Source organism: Myroides sp. DF42-4-2 (genome assembly GCF_030326445.1).
In the GTDB taxonomy this organism is placed as follows: Bacteria; Bacteroidota; Bacteroidia; order Flavobacteriales; family Flavobacteriaceae; genus Flavobacterium.
Map to the genome: position 1 here is coordinate 99,360 of NZ_JACAKI010000008.1, position 19,802 is coordinate 119,161.

The following is a 19,802-nucleotide window of genomic DNA, read 5'->3' on the forward strand; positions in this document are numbered from 1 at the left end:
AAAATAATTATTTGTTAAGTATTTTTTAGTAAATTAGATACATCAAAGAAAAGTAGTTTAGAACATAAAATTAAAAGTAACTATTGTTTAACCCCTTAATAGACTATGTTATGAAAAAAGTTTTAAAATGGACCTTGGCTGTTGTAGTATCAGTTAGTCTTGGTATGTCAGTGGTAAGTTGTAGTAATGATGAAGGCGGAAATGAGATCGAACAGCGATCGATTAAATCCGTAAAAGAGAATCATTTAGAAAAAGATTGGATCGCTGCACACTTTGAATTCACGGAATCATGTAAAGGAGCTGCGCGTTTCGCTTACCAAGTTTCCGCTGTGCATATTTCCTTAAAAGGAAAGAATTTCAAAGCTGTCGACAAGTACAGTTTGAAAGAAGATCGCGGGACTTGGCTATTGGATAATGATGTAATAGTTGTAGATAGTGAAGAATTTGGGCAATCGTTTACATTTAAAATTAAAGAGCTAAAAAATAATTCATTATATGTAGATGTCATTGGACATGATGATATAACGGCGATTGAGTTAGTTACTTTTACACCTTAGAGCGGTAAAAAAAATAGGGAGATACCGAATGCTTTCGTATTTTTACAGTAAAAACATGGACATGGAAAAGATGTATTTTATTGTAATTGACAGCCAAAAGCAGGGGCCCTATTCAAAAGAAGAGCTAATCGAAATGAGGATTTCACCCTCTACTTTAGTGTGGTTTGAAGGCCTTGAAAACTGGGTAGAAGCTAGGCAAATTGAAGACTTACAAGCGGTATTTCAATATAATTTCCCCAATCCACAAGGTGGATATCAATTAAATACGCAAGAACAACGCGTGGGAAATGTGGTTTATCATGCTGATAATATGCATATAACCTTATTTACCCCTCAGGGAGAACTATATTATAGATACGCAGCATTTGGAGATCGGCTGGTTGCTTTTATACTTGATCGGTTGATCTGTTTGCTTTTGAGTATTCTTCCTCTTGTGGGACCATGGCTGTACTATGCACTACTGCACTCGAGCAGTGATCAAGCAACCGTAGGCCAACGAGCGATGAATATTAAGTGTATTAGTGAAGAGGGAAATCCAATTGATTTCGGTCAAGCAACAGGGCGATTTTTTATGTCCCTTGTCTCTGGATTTATCTTCTTTATTGGATACTTTTTATACTTTGGAAGTGCAAAAAAACAGACCTTGCACGATAGTGTTGCTAAAACACTAGTAGTACGAGAAATAGGACGCAAAAATTATGGTTTTTAACCACATACAAAAAAAGCTAGCTTCTAAAGCTGGCTTTTTTTACGCATTTTTGTATTGGTGTTAACCCCAAGTTGTGGGTTTCAAGATACGGTAGTACATTTGTACGATTCATCATATAATTACTCCTATTGGGTAAGGAATCTTAACAGTTCAGCAAAAAGCTGTTTACTTTTGATAAAATAATGGAAAGAAAGTTGACAAAAAATAAAGCAGACCAATCGCTTTTTACAAAACATTATCGGCTAGTTGTAATTCCAGCTGTTTTTGTATTATACCTTTTTTCGCATTTTTTGCTGAATCCCTATGACCCTGAATGGTATACAACCATTGATGATGATGGACTTTGGCAATCAGGTATTATGATTTTGGTGTATTGTACGCTTATTGGCGAAATTAGTTTGCAATTGAGTCATGCCTTAAATAAGGTTTTGCCTTGGACTAAATACGCAGCTTGGCGGGTGATCGTACAGCTGTTGCTCTTAATTTTTTGCATCTTTACTGTTTATTGTATACTCAATATTGCATATTTGGTTTTGATCCCTTTTGAGTCTGGAGAAGTCTTTGACTTAGAAGCAAAAATAGATGTTTGGCAATCCTTGTTAATCAGTATTAATACAGGTATTTTTATTAGTGTCATTCACACCGGATATTTTTTAATCAAAAATTGGAAGAACTCAATGATGGATGCAGCAGAATTAAAACTTAAAGCAGAACAGTTGGAACGCATTGCGAGTCAGGCAGAATTAGAAACCCTGAAAATGCAATTGGATCCTCATTTTCTATTTAATAATTTTAGTACTTTGTCGGAATTGGTTATTGAAGATCAGCAAATTGCGGTGAAGTTTATCGACCATTTGGCATTGGTTTATCGCTATATGCTTTCCAACGTCAGAAAAAACACCATCAGCTTAAAAGAAGAAATAAGCTTTGTCGAGTCTTATTTTTATCTGATTAAGGAGCGCATGGGACGCAAAGTGGATCTTGTAATTAGCATAGACGAGGCAAGTCAAAATACCTATGCTGTAGCACCAATTGCCTTGCAGTTATTGGTGGAAAATGCAGTAAAACACAATAGTGCATCCAAAGAACACCCCTTAATTATTCATATCGAGGTCGTCAATCAGTATGTTGTTGTACGCAATAACCTACAAAAGTTGGTGGTCGAGCTACCTTCATCCAAAGTAGGATTAAAAAATGTCGTTGATCGCTATCGCTTATTGAGTAAGTTAGAGGTTCAAATCGTGCGCAATGAAGCGGAGTTTCTAGTGAAATTACCTTTGTTAGCAGTGAGAGAAAAAAGTATTACAAATTAAATAAACACGGAGTATGAAGGTATTGATTGTCGAAGATGAAGAAAGAAATGCAAATAGGCTAACCCGTCTCTTGCATCAGATAGAACCCGATATGGAGATACAAGCTGTGGTGGAAAGCGTGCAGTCTTGTGTTCGTTGGTTGCAAACTCATGCATCACCGGATTTGATTTTCATGGATATTCGCCTAGAGGACGGCTTGTGTTTTGAAATATTTGAACAAATACACATCACAATCCCCGTTATATTTACAACGTCTTACGATGAGTATGCCTTGAAAGCATTTAAAGTAAACAGCATTGATTATATCATGAAACCTGTACAGGAAGAGGATTTACAACAAGCCTTGACCAAGTTTAAAGGTTTAACCACTACTATAGGATTAACTGATTCCATTCAAAATATTTTAGGCAGTTTAAATAAAAAGGAAATTGTTTACCGCTCGCGTTTTCTGATTCCGTATAAAGATGGATTTCGAACTGTCAAAGTAGAGGAAATCGATTATCTCTATTCGGAGTTAAAAATCACCCATTTGGTCCTGAAAGACAAAAGCGAAATGATTCTCAGTCAAACGATGGAAGAAGTAGAAGAAGAGTTGAATCCTGCCTCTTTTTTTAGAGCGAATAGACAGCACATTTTAGAGATAGACAGTATTCACAACATACAAAACTACTACAACGGAAAATTAAAGGTAACCTTGATTCGCGATCCACAGCGGGAAATAATTATCAGTAGAGACAAAGCTCCTTTGTTTAAAAATTGGTTGAACTCTTAAGCTACTTCGGTAGCTTTTTCTGTTTAATTCCCAGATTAGGTGTTTTATTTTACGCTTCAGCCCCCTTTTTTTACGCTTCAAAACAATAATACTAGTTTGAAATTTCCTTTTTTTCATTTTTGTTGCGTAATATAAAATTTTATGAGTAGAGTTTATAGAAACCTAAGCGTATTTGCTTATGTTGGAGGAGCAGTTTTACTCTTACTTCTTGCAGTAGGATGTAAACAAAACACCAATGATGCCGCACAGATGGGAGGGCATGTGGAAGTGAAAACCGAACGTATAGCGCTTGGTGATGCTGAAATTACCCGTCAGTATACCGCTGCTTTACAGGGGAAGGTTAACGTAGAAGTTAGAGCACAAGCCACAGGATATATCGACAAAATATTGGTGAAAGAAGGAAGCTATGTCAAAAAAGGACAGGCACTTTTCCTGATTGATCGTCAACCTTACCAAATTAAGTTGCAACATGCAGAAGCGACATTAAAAGCAGCTTCATCGGCATTAGTAGATGCACAACTAGAGTTGGATAAGGTAAAATCGCTGGTGGATAATAAGTTTGTATCTCCAATCCAATTGCAAACGGCAAATGCAGCCTTAGATAGCGCAAAAGCAATGGTGGCACAAGCCAAAGCAGCAGTTGCAGAAGCGCAGTTGAACTTGAGCTATTGTACCGTAACTGCACCAGTTGATGGATTTTTAGGTCGAATTCCTAAGCTAGTAGGGAATTTAGTAACCGCAGGTGAACCTGAACCCCTAACGACTATGTCGGATATCTCTCAAATTTACGCCTATTTTTCCCTTACCGAGGCAGACTATTTTGACCTGGTAAAAGGAAATAACGGGCAAGCAGATGTTTTACCCATGGACCTCGAACTGCAGTTGAGCAATGGTGATATCTATCCGCTAAAAGGAAAAGTAGATATGATTAACGGGGAGTTTGACAAAGCTACAAATGCCTTGAGTGTACGTGCGGTTTTTGATAATCCTGATAAATTGTTGAGAAATGGTGGAACGGGTATTGTAAGCTTGATCGCTAAGAAAGAAGGTGTACTGCAAGTACCAATTGCCGCTACCTTGGATTTACAAGATAAGGTGTTTGCTTATGTTCTTGGAAAAGACAATCAGGTGGAACAACGCCAATTGAAAATCGTAGGTAAAAACTTGCATACGTATTTCGTCCAAAGTGGCATTGAAAACGGCGAGACCATCGTTACCACGGGATTGGATAAAATTGCTGATGGAGATGTGGTAGCACCTATACAAGCTACGCCAAACGCACAAATTAGCGCTGCTGAAAAGGAGCAGAAGGACAAAAGAGAAGAAAGCGTCCTATAAAACTAAAACAACAACAAACGATTCAATTTAATAAGCTACATCCATGCTAAAAAAAATAATTCACAGGCCTGTATTGGCTACCGTGATATCTGTCATATTGGTTATTCTTGGTTTTGTAGGACTAAAAGAATTACCAATCCAACAGTTTCCCGATATTGCACCGCCTAGTGTTGCGGTTCACGCTTCTTACCCTGGAGGAAATGCCGAAACCGTATTAAAATCGGTGGTGACTCCTTTAGAGGAAGTGATCAATGGGGTGGAGCGCATGACGCACATCGAATCAACGGCGAGTAATGACGGTACGGCTACAATTACCATCTTTTTTGAATTGGGAACAGATCCTGATCAAGCCGCTGTAAACGTACAAAATAGAGTGGCTCAAGTTCAGGGAATTCTACCTGAAGAAGTAATTCGCGCCGGTATTACCACACAAAAAGAACAACGCGGAATGATTATGGTTATTGATTTAATCAGTGACGATGCTGCGTTATACGATGAAACCTTTGTTCAAAACTACGCGAGAATTAATGTAGTACGTGCATTAAAGCGCATCAAAGGGGTTGGAAACGTACAGCTTTTTGGAGAAAAAGATTACGCTATGCGCGTGTGGTTAGATCCACACAAATTAGCCAATCGCGGTTTAACTCCTTCGGATGTGGAACGCGCAATCCAAAGTCAAAGTTTGGAAGTTGCTGCAGGAAATTTAGGACAAAATGCTGGTGGTGCTGTTCAATACACCTTAACGTATCCTGGAAAATACAATACGCCTGAACAATTTGAACAAATTGTCGTTCAAGCAGATAGCAATGGAAATATTTTGTATCTGAAAGACATTGCACGTATTGAGTTTGGCGCTGTTGCTTATGACGAAGAAAATAAAGTCAATGGAAAAGAAGCTGTTTCTATGGCTGTTTTCCAAACTAATGGATCCAATGCCAATGAAATTCAAACCCAAATTTACGGAGTTTTAGAGGAGTTGAAACCTCAATTGCCTAAAGGGTTGAATTACAACGTAACCTTTGCGAGTAAAACCCAACTCGACGAGTCCATTAACCAAGTGAAAACAACGCTTATTGAAGCGTTTTTATTGGTGTTCTTGATCGTTTATTTGTTCTTGCAGGATTTTAGATCTACGTTAATCCCCGCCATTGCGGTACCGGTTTCTCTAATTGGAACCTTCTTTTTCCTCAATATGCTGGGGTTCTCTATTAATATGTTGACACTATTTGCTTTAGTTCTCGCTATTGGAATTGTGGTGGATGACGCCATTGTCGTAGTGGAAGCGGTTCACGCTACCATGATGATTGATGGTTTAAATGCCAAAGAAGCAACGAGTAAAGCAATGAGCGAAATTACTGGGGCGATTATCTCCATTACCTTAGTGATGTCTGCCGTATTTTTACCTGTCGGATTCATGACTGGACCTGTGGGGGTATTTTACCAACAGTTTGCCTTTACCTTAGCTATTGCGATCTTAATTTCTGCCGTAAACGCCTTGACTTTGAGTCCAGCTTTATGTGCCTTGTTATTAAAAAATCACTATACTGATGAACACGGAGAAACGAGTAAAAAAGGATTTTTGGCGCGCTTTTTCTCTAGCTTTAACAGCGGATTCAACGCGTTGACCAACCGCTATGTTGGGGGAATTCGATTTTTGTTGAAGCGCAAAATTATAGGAGCTTCTCTTATTTTAGGGTCATTTGCTGTCATGATTTTACTGATGAATAGCACGCCGAAAGGATTTATTCCGAATGAAGATCAAGGCTTTGCCATGTTTGCTTTGTCTTTGCCTCCGGGTTCGTCAATTGACCGTACAACGAAGGTATTAAAAGAAGGGGATGAGATTATGCGCAACCATCCTGCAATCAAATCCGTAACAACGATTTCTGGATTTAATATTTTAGGAAATGCTGCCAGCCCAGCTTACGGAATGGGATTCATTGCCTTTAAAGATCGAACAGAACGCGGTGAAGTATCAGATATCAACGATATTTTAACCGATATCAACGGTCAATTGTCCACCATTAAAGAGGGAGATTTCTTCGTATTTGCCAACCCAACTGTACCAGGATTTGGTGATTTTGACGGATTGGAAATGGTCGTACAAGACCGAAAAGGGGGAACAATTAATGAGTTTGCCGAGGTGGTCACTCAATTCAATGCAGATTTAAGTGCTTCAGATGAAGTGGTACAAGCCTTTACAATGTTTAAATCTGACTTCCCGATGTACAAGATTATCGTTGATCCCGTAAAAGCAAAAATGCACGGGGTAGAAGTGAGTGATATGATGGCTGCTGTTCAATTGTTTTACGGAAGTGCACAGGTGAATGACTTCAATCGATTTGGAAAACAATTCAAGGTGTTTGTGCAAGGAGATGCGCCATTTAGAGCCAATGAAGATTCATTTAAAACCCTTTACGTTCACACCCAAACAGGAGAGATGATTCCGATCAGTTCACTTGCTAAATTGGAAAAGGTGTATGGCCCACAAGCGATTAGTCGCCATAACTTATTCAACGCTATTACCGTAAACGGAATCATAAGCCCAGGAGTGAGTACGGGAGATGCCATGGCCAAAGTTGAGCAAATTGCCGCAGAAAAATTACCTACCGGCTACGGAATTGAATGGTTGGGATTAAGTAAAGAGGAAAAACAATCGGGGAATCAAATGATATTTATTTTCGGTTTGTCCATCTTGTTTGTTTACTTCATTTTGGCTGCACAATACGAAAGTTACATCTTGCCCTTAGTGGTGTTGTTCTCTCTGCCAGTAGGGATTATTGGTGTGTTTGTAGCCATTGGTGCCGTTGGAATCGCCAATAATATTTACGTTCAGGTGGGGCTCATCATGCTGGTCGGACTCTTGGCGAAGAATGCTATTTTGATTGTAGAATTTGCAGTACAGCGCAGAACTGCAGGATTGTCTATAGTCGACGCCGCTTTAGAAGCTTCGCGCTTGCGCTTGCGTCCTATCTTGATGACGTCCTTTGCCTTTGTGGCAGGGTTAATTCCGCTAATGTTCGTTCAAGGTTCATCAGCACAAGGAAACCACTCTATTAGTATTGGTACGGCAGGGGGAATGTTCTTTGGAGTTGTATTAGGGGTATTTGTTATTCCAGTGTTGTATGTGTTTTTCCAATACCTACAAGAAAAAATTTCAGGAGCTCCTCAGGCTGAAGAACCTACTGCAGAAGTTTAAACTATATTAGAAATGAAAAGATATTTATATATACTACCGCTTGCTTTGGCTTTTGCCAGTTGTAAAGTTGGCAAAGACTACGAGCGTCCAGCCTTAGAAAACCCAAGTCAGTTTTATTCGGGTATGCAGGTAGATTCTACTGTAAATACGCTAGCAGAAGTGTCATGGCAAGATTTTTTTGCACATGGTGAATTGGCATCGTATATACAAATTGCATTGGAACAAAATACAGATTTGCAATTGGCGATTAAGAATATCGACCAGGCCAACGTTTTGTACAAGCAGTCCAAGATGGGTTTGTTGCCTAGTTTAACCCTTGAGGTAACCGGCTCACATACCGATTTATCTAAAAATAGTCAGACCGTACTCAGTGGAGCGCCGCGTAGCAGTGAAGACTATAACGCTCGTTTAGACTTATCTTGGGAGTTGGATATTTGGGGTAAAATTAGACGAGAAAAAGAAGCCTCTTTAGCTGCGTATTTACAAACACAAGAAGTAAAACGTGCGGTTGAGAATCGACTCGTTGCTGAAGTAGCTACCGCATACGTCAACTTGTTAATGTTAGACGAGCAATTGCGCATCGCAGATGAAGGGTTGATCTTGCGCGAGAAAACATTTGCGTTAACCCAAAAAATGTATGAAATAGGCAATGAGTCCTTTGTAGCTGTTCAACAAGCAGAAGCACAGTGGTTAGAAGCCCAAGAATTACTGCCTCAAATCGAACAGGAAATCGCATTACAAGAAAGTGCAATGGGAATTTTGTTGAATCACTTTCCACAAAAAATCCAACGCACCTCTACGATTAGCGCATTGCAGTTTTCCACTGCATTACAGGCTGGAGTGCCTGCAACATTTCTGAGCCAGCGTCCAGATATTCAAATAGCTGAATTAGAGTTGAGAAAGGCCAATGCCAAAGTAGGTGCTGCACAAGGTGAACTCTATCCTAGCTTGACCATTTCGGCTCAAGGAGGATTGAACGCAATGGAAACCTCACAGTGGTTTCAAACCCCTGCATCCCTATTTGGAACTGTAGTTGGCGGATTGGTACAACCCATCTTCCAAAAGAAAAGATTAAAAGCGGCTTATGACGTTGCGGTAATCGAACGCGAAAAAGCAGCTATTAGCTTTAAAAATGCTGTAATTGTCGGTTATGCAGATGTTCATGATGCCTTGGTGAAAATCGATAAAACACAAGAACGCGAACGCGTGGTACAACAAAGAGTTGAGCTTTTAAACACCTCCTTAGAAAGCACTCAACTGATGTTTGAATGGGATAAAGCCTCCTATTTGGAAGTGGTTAATGCACAGGCACTTGCGTTGCAAGGGAATTTGAATTATGCAACGTTAAAACGCGATTATTTGGTTTCGAAAATCGACTTGTATCGCGCTTTAGGCGGACATTAAAAAGGTGTTGTGTTAAGTTAATAATAGCTGACGCTCTTGGTTCAAGGGCGTCAGTTTTTTGTTTATAGGTCATGGCTAATCGATTGGAAATAAAATTTGATTCCTATACAAAAGAACTTTAAAATGGCGTGATTGTTCGTTATATTTGTACGAATTAGTACAAGGTTATGAAGAATAAAAAAGTTAGAGCGCAACAGATTATTATGACCGTTGGTTGTATTGGTTTCTTGGTATGGGTTGGATTTCGCGGGATGAATGAGCGTCAAGGCATGATCATAAAGGAAGAAACAACGACCAAACTGTTGCCTCCAGCTGAGGACGAAGTTCGTATACAAGAAATTGTAGAAAAAACTATCGAAGTAAATCAAACCTATACTACGGCTTTAGCTCCAACGCCATTACGCTTGCTTCGATCAAACCAAAGCGGCGAGTTAATCTTGTTAAAAGTGGATGTTAATGATCGAATTGAAGTCGGGCAAGAAATTGCTATGTTGCGCGTTGCCCAAGGGGATACCCTCGGATTAGGTAAAGCCATGCGAAAAGTAAAAGACGCAAAAATTCACGTCAAACAACAACTTGATCTCCTCTTGGCCATTGATCGTGGAGAAGATGGCACAGAGGCAAAAGAAAAGTACGAAGTGCAATATGCACACTATACGGAGGCAAAAAATACCTTAGCCCATTGCGAAGGACAGGTAGCAAAACTTACGTCATCTTCCCATGTAACCTATGTTGAAACGGCTATTAAGGCAACTGAAGCCGGTGTAGTCAGACAAGTGTTAGTTGGTGCAGGACGCAAGATTGAAAACAATCAACCGTTGTTAAGCATCCTGAATGGACAATCACAATTGATTCAAATCGAAGCGACAAGTGAAGATTATTTATTGGTGCGCGATCACTTAGCGCAAACTAAAGCGACGCTAGTGTTTCAAGATCAATCTACCTATGAGCTGCCCCATACTGTTTTGTCTACTTTGACTCAAAAGTCCATCAGTGAAGAAGGAAAAATAATCATGACATTAAATGCCTCTTCCATAGCCAATAGAGAAGCAATCCGTCAATTGACGTTTCGCATTCCCAATATTCCCGTAAAAGTACTCGATGAAAAAGCTATTTTCATGCGGGAAACTACCGCCTATATCTGGACGCTAAACGAAGCAAATACCGTCGTAGCTACTCCAGTTGTTCCGGTGAAAAAAGAAGGAGGAAAAGTCTTTGTACACAAGGGTAATGCAACGTGGAACCGCGTTTTAGTAGGCAATTTAGCTGAAGTAAAAGAAGGAGAACCCTTTCCTACCAATCACTAGTAGACTTGGGCGTTTGTAGTAAAATTATACAATATATTCCAAAAGTTATATAATATTCTTTTAAGGGAGAGTTGATACCTTCGCCCTACATATGAAGAGAATATTAGTCATACTTTTTAGCTTTTTGTACTTGTTTTTAGCCTCAGGCTTCAGTACATACCAGCACCTCTGTAAAGGATTGGTGCAGCAAACGAGTGTGGCTTATGCTCAACTTGCGGAAGATAGCTGTTCTTTTTGTAGCAAAACAGGAAATACGGTAAATGAACCGAAAAAGAATTGCTGTCAAGACAAAGTTGAAGTTGTAAAAGTAAAGTCTGAAGTACAGCAATCTAGCTTTAAGGTTTTAAAGGTGTCATTTTTTGTTGACGTTATCTTACACCGCTATTTTGGTGCAGTATACGAGTTTGTCGCTGCACCAAAAGAGATTTTAATTCCCTACCTATATTATCTTGATCAGACAAAGGAGATTCCTTTGTACATCAAACATTGCGTATACCGAATTTGATTAGTACACAACGTTGAATATATCCTCCTCATGGGTGGATAATGCAAAGTTATTGTATAATTAAACGCGTGATTTGAAATGAAATTCAATGCAATAGCGTTCGTTGTTCTATGGAGTACAGCCAGTGCTGTATCGGCTCAAACGCTTACTTTAGCGCAAGCTATAGAACAGGTTACTCAACGCTATCCCCTTATAAAAAGTAAAGAAGCTAAACTACAAGCTTCGATGTATAATACCCAAAATCAGAAGGGACATTATTTCCCAGATTTAACTTTTGGCGCTCAACAGAGCTATGGTACGATTAATGCACAAAATGGTCCGTTGTATGCGTATGGTGGCTTGGGATCAGCAGCTACTTCCATGCCATTAGCAGAACAAAATTGGAATGCTGCCTTTGGATCTCTCTATTTTGCCAATGTCAATTGGAATGTGTTTTCCTTTGGTAAAACGCGTCAAAGTGTAGCGATGGCAAAAGCGCAGCAAGCAGTGCAACAGCATGATGTAGCTCAAGAGATTTTTAAACAACAAGTAAAAGCAACTGCTATTTATCTAAATACTTTAGCGGCCCAGCGCATTGTTGAGGTTCAACAGCGAAATGTAGACCGCGCTCAAGTTTTTTATGCGCTTACAGAGGCCAAAGCATCAAGTGGGTTAATCGCTCAGGTAGATGAACGCTTAGCACAAGCAGAGGTAGCTTTTGCTCAAACAACCTATATCAAAGCCCAAGACAAAGTATTGGAATGGGAAAAACAATTGTCTGATGCATTGGATCAACCCACGCAATCCTATGCGTTAGATCCTGTATTTGTAACGACTAAACCCCTGCTTTTTGATGGTGAATACCCAAGGGAAAACCATCCTTTTTTGCAAGTACAAGCCCAAAAAATAACACAAAGTGAGACGATGGAAAAAGTGGTACAACGCAGTCGTTTACCTCAACTCAATGCCTTTGGTGTTATACAGGGGCGCGGATCAGGTTTTGATTGGAACTACGTGCAGGACAACTCGGCTTTTAGCCGTAATTACAGCAAAGGAGTAGGGATTGATCGCACCAATTATTTGGTTGGTTTACAATTGACGTGGAATATTTCTCACTTTTTCAGATCTGGGTCTAAAGTAAAAGAACAAGAACAACACTCTACTAGCTTGCAAGCAGATTACGCAGCTATGGATCGCGAATTGTCCAATCAAGTAGAACTGACCAAAGCGCAGTATCAACACGCAACGGATATTTGGAATCAAAGCGCGATTGAAGTGCAAGCCGCTACTGTAGCTTTTGATCAACAAAAAGCCTTGTATGAAAATGGACTAAGTGATTTAGTTGCTTTTACTCAAGCACTATACACCTTGCAACGAGCGGAAATTTCTTTTGAAGTGGCTCAGAACAACATCTGGCAAGCCCTGTTAATGCAAGCCGCTGCACAAGGAGATATTCAAATTTTAATCAACGCCATTCCCCAAAAATAATAGAGTATGAATTTAATTCGATTTGCCTTGCGCAAGCCGATATCTATTATGGTATTGGTGATAGGATTACTGTTCTTTGGTGTGAAGTCATCCAAAGAAATTCAGGTCGATATTTTACCTGAAATGAATTTACCCGTGGTGTATATCGCCCATTCATTCAATGGCTATACCCCCCAACAAATGGAAGGGTACTTTACGAAAATGTATGTCAATATGATGCTTTTTGCCAATGGCATTAAGAGTATTGATACCAAAAATACCCAAGGGCTAACCTTGATGAAGGTGGAGTTTTACGAAGGGACAGATATGGGCGAGGCAATTGCTTCCATTTCGGCTTTGTCGAATCGCTCGGTAATCTTTTTACCCCCTGGTGCACCACCTCCGTTTATTATTCGATTTGATGCTTCTTCTCAACCTGTTGGACAATTGGTGTTCCGATCTGAGACGAAGACCAATAACGAATTACAAGATATTGCCAATTTTGTGGCTCGTCCCTTTTTGATTAAGATACCAGGTATGACTACGGCACCGCCTTTTGGAGGTTCACCGCGTACAATCGAAATCAACATTGATCCCAACAAGCTCCGTGCCCATCAAATGAGTCCAGAGCAAATTGTGGAAGTGATTAGCAGACAAAACGTTACTATGCCTTCAGGAAATGTGTATGTCGGAGAGAAGAACTACTTAACTCCAACGAATAACACCCTAAAAACCGTAGAGGAATTTGGCGATATTCCCTTGTTTAAAGGACAAGTGGACAACGTGTATTTACGCGATGTTGCCACAGTAAAAGACGGAGCAGATATCACAACAGGCTACGCCCTTGTAGATGGAAAGCGTTCCGTTTATATCAACATTGCCAAATCGGGAAAAGCATCGACTTATGATGTGGTGCAACAGCTGAAAAAATCAATTCCTCACATCCAGAACAACCTACCTGATGATGTAAAAATATCCTATGAATTTGACCAATCAGTCAATGTGATTAACGCAGTAAAGAGTTTGTTGTTGGAAGGAGTATTAGGGGCTTTGTTAACGGGATTGATGGTGTTGTTGTTCTTGCGCGATCCAAGAGGAGCATTAATTGTAATTACAACCATTCCTATAGCCATTATTTCGGCTGTGCTATTCCTCAAATTATTCGGTCAGACCATTAACATTATGACGTTGTCTGGACTGGCGTTAGCTATAGGTATTTTGGTTGATGAGAGTACGGTAACCATTGAAAATATACACCAGCATTTTGCGCTAGGTAAGAGCAAGGTGCAAGCCATTTGGGATGCGTGTAAAGAGATTGCATTCCCCAAATTATTGATTCTTTTTAGCATTTTAGCTGTATTTGCACCCGCTTTTATGATGACGGGGATTCCAGGGGCTTTGTTTATGCCGTTGGCTATGGCGATTGGATTTGCAATGACTGTTTCTTTTTTGCTCTCTCAAACCTTTGTGCCGATTATGGCGAACTGGTTGATGAAATATAACCCTGAAAAACACGCTATGCCTACTGAAGCAAAAGGGTTTGACAGGTTTAAAAATCGCGTGGTTGTAGGAATTGAAAAGATCATGCCGATCAAGAAAATTTTAGTTGTTGGATCAATTACTTTGGCAATGCTAGCTGTAGCATTTATGTATCAAAATATTGGAAAAGACGTATTGCCTGTGGTAAATTCTAGCCAAGTACAAATGCGTATTACTGCACCAGAGGGCACGCGTATTGAACATACCGAAAGAAAGATAAAACAAGTACTCGCAGAGCTAGAGGATCTCTTTGGCAAAGAGAAAATCGCCATTTCTTCTGCTTTTGTTGGGCAACATCCATCCTCCTTTGCTGTGAGTCCGATTTACTTGTATAATGCAGGTCCTCACGAAGCCTCTATGCAGGTTGCTTTCCGCGATTTTAGCGGCAATACTGATGAGCTAAAGGATCAAATACGCCAGCGCATACAACAAAAATTACCTGAGTTGAAAGTGACCTTTGAACCAATTGAATTAACCGAGAAAATCTTGAGTCAGGGGACCAATACGCCGATTGAAATTCGCATTTCAGGGATGATGCGCAAGATGAACATGATGACGGCAACTAAATTACTGGCAAAATTGAACGAGATCGACTATATGCGCGATCAAAGCATGCCAATTTCAATGAATTACCCGGCTTATGAAATTAACATTGACCGCGTACGCGCAGCACAATTGGGATTAGATGCGATGGATATTGCAAAATCCTTAGTGGCAACTACGGCTTCTTCTCGTTATACAAACCGCAATATGTGGGTAGGAGGAATGATGGGCATTGCCTATGATGTTCAGGTTCAAATGCCACAAAATCAACTGACGAGCAAAGAAGAGCTCGAGAGTATTCCGCTGAGTAAGAATGCAGATCGCCCTGTGCTAAGTGATGTCGCTACGATTGTAGAATCTAAAGCACTAGCAGAGAGCTATAACGAAGGAACTATGGGATATGTAACGGTGGTTGCCAATGTGCATCAAACGGATTTGAATCGAGCGAAAGTCGATGTAGAAAAAGCCATTGCCTCTTTGGGCGAATTGCCAAAAGGAGTGAATGTTGAACTAAAGGGAATGGCACCCGTTCTCGATGAAACGATGAAGAGTTTAGCAGGCGGACTAGTTGTGGCTATTGTTGTAATATTTTTGATGTTAACAGCTAATTTCCAATCGTTTAAAGTGTCGTTTGTTATTTTGACAACTGTGCCCTTTGTTATGTTAGGTGCGTTAGTGCTGTTAAAGATCACGGGATCAACGGTTAACTTACAATCCTATATGGGGATTATTATGTCTGTGGGGGTGTCGATTGCCAATGCGGTGCTCTTAATCAACAACGCAGAAACTTTGCGAAAAACAGGGTGGACCGCTACAGCTGCTGCTATTGAAGCCACAAAGCTCCGCATCCGACCAATTGCCATGACAACCCTAGCTATGATTGCGGGAATGCTTCCTATGGCTATAGGACATGGAGAAGGTAGTGAACAAGTAGCACCACTAGGAAGAGCCGTAATTGGAGGATTACTTGCTTCAACTGTCTCTGTACTAGTTGTTTTACCGATGGTCTTTGCTTGGGTTATGGACAAAGTAAGCCGTCAATCCCCCTCTCTAGATCCAGAAGATACAGCGAGCATTCACTATTTACCGACTGAAAATAAATAAAACAATGAAAAGAATATATATAGCCTTGGTTAGTTTAGCAGTACTAACCGCATGTACAGATAAGAAAACAGCCGAAACTACTCCTGAAAAACCAGCAATGGAAAAAGAAGGTATGGAAGGAATGATGAACAAGATGGAAACTTTTGTACTTGAAAAGACCAATCCGGTTGTTTCCCTTCAACTACCTGCTGAACTGAGAGCGGATCAGCGCACTGAATTAGTAGCAAAAGTCAATAGTTATGTCACCGATTTACGCGTAGACATCGGCGATATAGTTAAGAAAGGACAAGTGTTGTTAGTTTTGGATGCCCCTGAAATACAAGCTCAGGTCGCAAGTGCTCAGGCCAAGTGGAAAGCACAAGAAGCACTGTATGTTGCTACAAAAGCAACCTATGACCGCACCCTAAAAGCAAACGAAACGGTTGGCGCCATTGCACCTGATTACCTGGAACAAGTTACCGCAAAGATGTTAGCTGATAAAGCACAGGTGAACGCCGCATTATCTGCTTACCAAGAAATGAAGAATATCGACCAATACCTGGTGATTAGAGCCCCTTTTGACGGAGTAGTTACCGATAGACAAGTGGATAAAGGCGCTTATGTTGGACCGATGAATAAATTGCCTTTGTTGGTTGTGGAAGATATTCATCGGTTGAGGTTAAACATCGCTGTTGCCGAAGCGCATACGCCTTATGTACAAGTAGGAGATACGGTGACCTTTAAGGTGAAAACCATCCCTCAACACGTTTTTTCTGGCGTGATTAGCCGTCAGTCGGGTAGTTTAGATTTAAAGCTGCGTACCGAACAGCTTCAGGCGGATATTAACAATAAAAATCAGCAATTAAAACCCAATATGATTGCTGATGCCACCCTGCGATTACAGCGCAATGAACCGAGTTTCTTCGTGCCCAAAACGGCCGTAGTAGAAAGTAATTTAGGCGTTTATGTTATCGAGATAAAAGATGGAGTGGCGTATCATATCCCAGTTGCAAAAGGAAGAGTAATGCCGATGATGGTTGAAGTTTTTGGAGAATTAACCATGGGATCAACCCTCTTGAAAATGGCCACAGAAGAAATAATGCATGAACAAAAAATAAAAAAATAAAATGAGAACAAAAGGGATGAAAACAATGGGCGTACTTGCTTTAAGTGTACTAGCCATCGCATGTGGAGAAAAGAAGACAACTTCAGATACACAGGCTAAAGAAGCATTAGAGCAGACGCAGCAAGAACTACAGCATATGGCTACAGGGGCATCTGCTACTGCTTCAACACAACAGCACAAAAAAGGAGATGCAGTCCCCAAAGAATTGGTTTGTATGGTAAACGATGCCTATATGGGCAAGCAGCAATTGGAGGTTATGCACCAAGGTAAAATGTATTATGGCTGTTGTGCCATGTGTAAATCGCGCATTCCTGAAGACGAAAGCGTACGCGTTGCTTTAGATCCCTTTTCTTTAGAACAGGTGGATAAAGCAGAAGCTTATATTGTAATCATAGGAAACAATGGTGAGGTCGCTTATTTTAAAAATGAGGAAAATTACCAACAGTTTGTAGCCGAAGCACCAATTAATTAATGTAGAAGTAGGGAAGTAGCCACCTACTTCCCTCTATTTTTTAGGTATGAATCAGTTGTGTATTTTGCATATAAAAAATATGGTTTGTCCTCGTTGTATTGATTTGATTCGAAAGGAGTTGGATAATTTTGGGATAGCTGTTAAAGACGTGCGTCTAGGTGAGGTGACGTTGTTTACTCCTTTGTTAGATGTGGAAATAAACCAAATAAAGGTACGATTCTTGGAGTTAGGATTTGAGTTGCTCGACGATGCCTCTGGTATTATGGTGGAGCAAATCAAGCGAAAAATTATTGAATATGTAGAGGCGAAGGATGCGCAAGCGATGAATCTATCGGATTATGTAAGTTCAGCAACTACCTTAGGGTATGCGCGTATGGCTAGGTTATTCACCAAGCACACCCAACTCACTATTGAAAAGTATTATATCTTATATCGTATCGAAAAAGTAAAAGAGCTGATTTCATATGGAGAGTTATCCCTTGAGCAAATCGCCCAACAACTTCACTACAAAGAGGTGAGCCATATGAGTAAACAATTTAAAAAGATAGTAGGTCTCTCTCCTTCGGTTTACAGGAAAAATCAAAGGTTTGAACGGAAGTACATCGATCATATTATTACTTAATTACCAATGACTATGCAGGTACTTTGTATAGTTTGACTGTTTGTTGACAAAAAGAGGACCTTGGACCGTCCTCTTTTTTATTTTCATGGCTGTTTTTTGCTCCATTTCTCATCCGCAAATTAACGGTAGGATGTAGTAGTTTTGTTTCAACTATAAAAGCTTTTGTTCTGGGTGATAGCGGTATTTGACTAGGTTGAGCTGTTTTTATTTTCTTCTTACTTTTTTATTAAAAAGTTGAGGTAAAAAAGATTTGCTATGCTGAAATAGTATCTTAAATTTGTGCGAAATTTTAATAAAATGAAGAAAGGAATAGCGCTTTTGGTTCTTGTCATACTAGGGAGTTTACCATCATTTGCTCAAACAATCAAAGATTTTAAATTGCTAAAAGGGCAAACAGAAGTAGAGGTTGTGTTTAATTACGAGAATCTTCGCATGATGAAGGACAACTTGACTGAAGAACAGTATGTAATAAATCACAGCCAAAATTTAGAAAAAAAAGATGAAGGATCATCAGCAGTGTGGGTTAGATCATGGAATAGAAGCAAAGAAGACCTTTGGAATCCTAAGTTTATACAATTGGCTAATAAGTACACGGATAAAAAGGTTAAGTTTAAGGACAAAGCACCAAGCTCAATCTACATTTTGTTTGTTGATGTACTGTGGATATACCCAGGATGGGATGCTGGAATCATGAAACAAGGGGCTAAGGTAACTTCAACCTTGCGACTAGTTCACAGAGATAATCCAACCGTAGTTCTAGCACAAGAATCATTTGAAAATATGCCAGGTAATCAGTTTGGATCAAATTATAACAATGAATTGCGAATTGCTGAAGGATTTGCAAAAACAGGAAAAGTCTTTGCGAAAAAGATAGTAAAGAGTATTTAAGTATATAAATCATGGTAAAAGCGCAGTGAATATCACTGCGCTTTTTTTTGAATCTGGGATTAAATACTTGGATAAAACACTTAAATTGACGTACTTTAGGTAGTTATTACACCTATGTATCGTCTCTCATAAATTTAGGACTATGGAAAATTTCATCCTTTTAGATCAAGAAAATCTAGCGCATGAACATATTTGTTGTGCAATTTCAGATAAGAAATGTGCGGAAGGATATGAATTGAAAAAAGATTGGTTGAGACGAGAGATGGACAATGGTTATGTATTTCGCAGGATAGACGCCAGAGCAAAAGTGTTTATTGAATATGGACCTGCTGAATATGGCTGGGCGCCCATCGTAGCGCCTAACTATTTGTTAATTAATTGTTTTTGGGTTTCGGGTCAGTACAAGGGAAAGGGCTATGGTAAACAGTTACTCCAACTGGCGATTGACGATGCAAAAAAAGACCATCGGCAGGGATTGGTTACTATTGTTGGAACAAAGAAGTTTCACTTTATGAGTGATTCGAAATGGTTGCTTAAACAAGGATTTAAAGAGGTAGAGCAAACCAAAGATGGGTTTAGTTTACTTGCGTTGACCTGGGATGATCAAGGGGAATTACCTCAGTTTAATGCAAGTGTTCACCACGTCCCCGAGGGGAATAAAACGGGCATAACTGTATACTATTCCAACCGATGCCCTTTTTCTGAATTTCACGTTCAACATTCATTAATTGAAACCACTCGAAAGCGAAATATTCCCTTGGAAATAATCAAATTAGAAAGTAGAGAACAAGCACAACAAGCCCCTTGCCCTGCTACAATTTTTAGCTTGTATTACAAAGGGAAATTTATCACAACCGATATCAGCGTCTGTATGGATAGTCGTTTTGATAAAATTGTAGATAAACAAATAGAAAAAGAATAGTATAGGGTGTTTTTAGGAAAATGCAAGTTAAAGTCAATTAATTGTATGACATAATGA

16 protein-coding genes are annotated in these 19,802 nt (G+C 39.7%); all 16 read left to right on the top strand.

Annotation, left to right across the window (positions count from 1 at the left end; genetic code table 11):
- The first annotated feature begins 110 nt into the window (after positions 1 to 110).
- The 16 genes from HX062_RS07975 (at position 111) to HX062_RS08050 (ending at position 19,745) form a co-directional block, all read left to right on the top strand.
- Positions 111 to 557: a hypothetical protein gene (locus HX062_RS07975; RefSeq protein ID WP_182628146.1), complete on the top strand. Its 447-nt coding sequence runs from the start codon at positions 111 to 113 to the stop codon at positions 555 to 557.
- Positions 558 to 618: 61 nt separating this feature from the next.
- A complete protein-coding gene (locus HX062_RS07980; RefSeq protein WP_182628147.1) occupies positions 619 to 1,266 on the top strand; it encodes an RDD family protein in 648 nt (215 codons plus the stop codon).
- Positions 1,267 to 1,448: 182 nt separating this feature from the next.
- Positions 1,449 to 2,579, top strand: coding sequence for a sensor histidine kinase (locus tag HX062_RS07985; protein ID WP_182628148.1), 1,131 nt, complete (start codon positions 1,449 to 1,451; stop codon positions 2,577 to 2,579).
- 13 nt (positions 2,580 to 2,592) lie between these two features.
- Positions 2,593 to 3,351, top strand: a complete 759-nt coding sequence (locus HX062_RS07990) for a LytR/AlgR family response regulator transcription factor (protein ID WP_182628149.1) — start codon at positions 2,593 to 2,595, stop codon at positions 3,349 to 3,351.
- Between the two features lie 141 nt (positions 3,352 to 3,492).
- The gene (locus HX062_RS07995) at positions 3,493 to 4,689 is read left to right on the top strand and encodes an efflux RND transporter periplasmic adaptor subunit (protein WP_286467046.1); all 1,197 of its coding nucleotides are present in this window, start codon (positions 3,493 to 3,495) and stop codon (positions 4,687 to 4,689) included.
- Positions 4,690 to 4,732: 43 nt separating this feature from the next.
- Positions 4,733 to 7,888: an efflux RND transporter permease subunit gene (locus tag HX062_RS08000; protein ID WP_286467048.1), complete on the top strand. Its 3,156-nt coding sequence runs from the start codon at positions 4,733 to 4,735 to the stop codon at positions 7,886 to 7,888.
- 12 nt (positions 7,889 to 7,900) lie between these two features.
- Positions 7,901 to 9,292, top strand: a complete 1,392-nt coding sequence (locus HX062_RS08005; protein WP_286467049.1) for an efflux transporter outer membrane subunit — start codon at positions 7,901 to 7,903, stop codon at positions 9,290 to 9,292.
- 167 nt (positions 9,293 to 9,459) lie between these two features.
- Positions 9,460 to 10,599, top strand: coding sequence for an efflux RND transporter periplasmic adaptor subunit (locus HX062_RS08010; RefSeq protein WP_286467050.1), 1,140 nt, complete (start codon positions 9,460 to 9,462; stop codon positions 10,597 to 10,599).
- A gap of 91 nt (positions 10,600 to 10,690) precedes the next feature.
- Complete coding sequence (locus tag HX062_RS08015) at positions 10,691 to 11,104, top strand: HYC_CC_PP family protein (RefSeq protein ID WP_182628154.1); 414 nt, start codon at positions 10,691 to 10,693, stop codon at positions 11,102 to 11,104.
- Positions 11,105 to 11,182: 78 nt separating this feature from the next.
- A complete protein-coding gene (locus tag HX062_RS08020; protein ID WP_286467051.1) occupies positions 11,183 to 12,571 on the top strand; it encodes a TolC family protein in 1,389 nt (462 codons plus the stop codon).
- Positions 12,572 to 12,577: 6 nt separating this feature from the next.
- Complete coding sequence (locus HX062_RS08025; RefSeq protein ID WP_286467052.1) at positions 12,578 to 15,736, top strand: efflux RND transporter permease subunit; 3,159 nt, start codon at positions 12,578 to 12,580, stop codon at positions 15,734 to 15,736.
- Between the two features lie 4 nt (positions 15,737 to 15,740).
- The gene (locus tag HX062_RS08030) at positions 15,741 to 16,841 is read left to right on the top strand and encodes an efflux RND transporter periplasmic adaptor subunit (protein WP_286467053.1); all 1,101 of its coding nucleotides are present in this window, start codon (positions 15,741 to 15,743) and stop codon (positions 16,839 to 16,841) included.
- Position 16,842: 1 nt separating this feature from the next.
- On the top strand, positions 16,843 to 17,313 hold the full coding sequence (locus tag HX062_RS08035; RefSeq protein ID WP_286467054.1) for a hypothetical protein: 471 nt from the start codon (positions 16,843 to 16,845) through the stop codon (positions 17,311 to 17,313).
- Positions 17,314 to 17,392: 79 nt separating this feature from the next.
- Complete coding sequence (locus tag HX062_RS08040; protein ID WP_255492450.1) at positions 17,393 to 17,935, top strand: helix-turn-helix domain-containing protein; 543 nt, start codon at positions 17,393 to 17,395, stop codon at positions 17,933 to 17,935.
- 297 nt (positions 17,936 to 18,232) lie between these two features.
- Positions 18,233 to 18,823, top strand: coding sequence for a hypothetical protein (locus tag HX062_RS08045; RefSeq protein ID WP_286467056.1), 591 nt, complete (start codon positions 18,233 to 18,235; stop codon positions 18,821 to 18,823).
- Positions 18,824 to 18,965: 142 nt separating this feature from the next.
- On the top strand, positions 18,966 to 19,745 hold the full coding sequence (locus tag HX062_RS08050) for an N-acetyltransferase (protein WP_286467057.1): 780 nt from the start codon (positions 18,966 to 18,968) through the stop codon (positions 19,743 to 19,745).
- Positions 19,746 to 19,802: the final 57 nt, after the last annotated feature.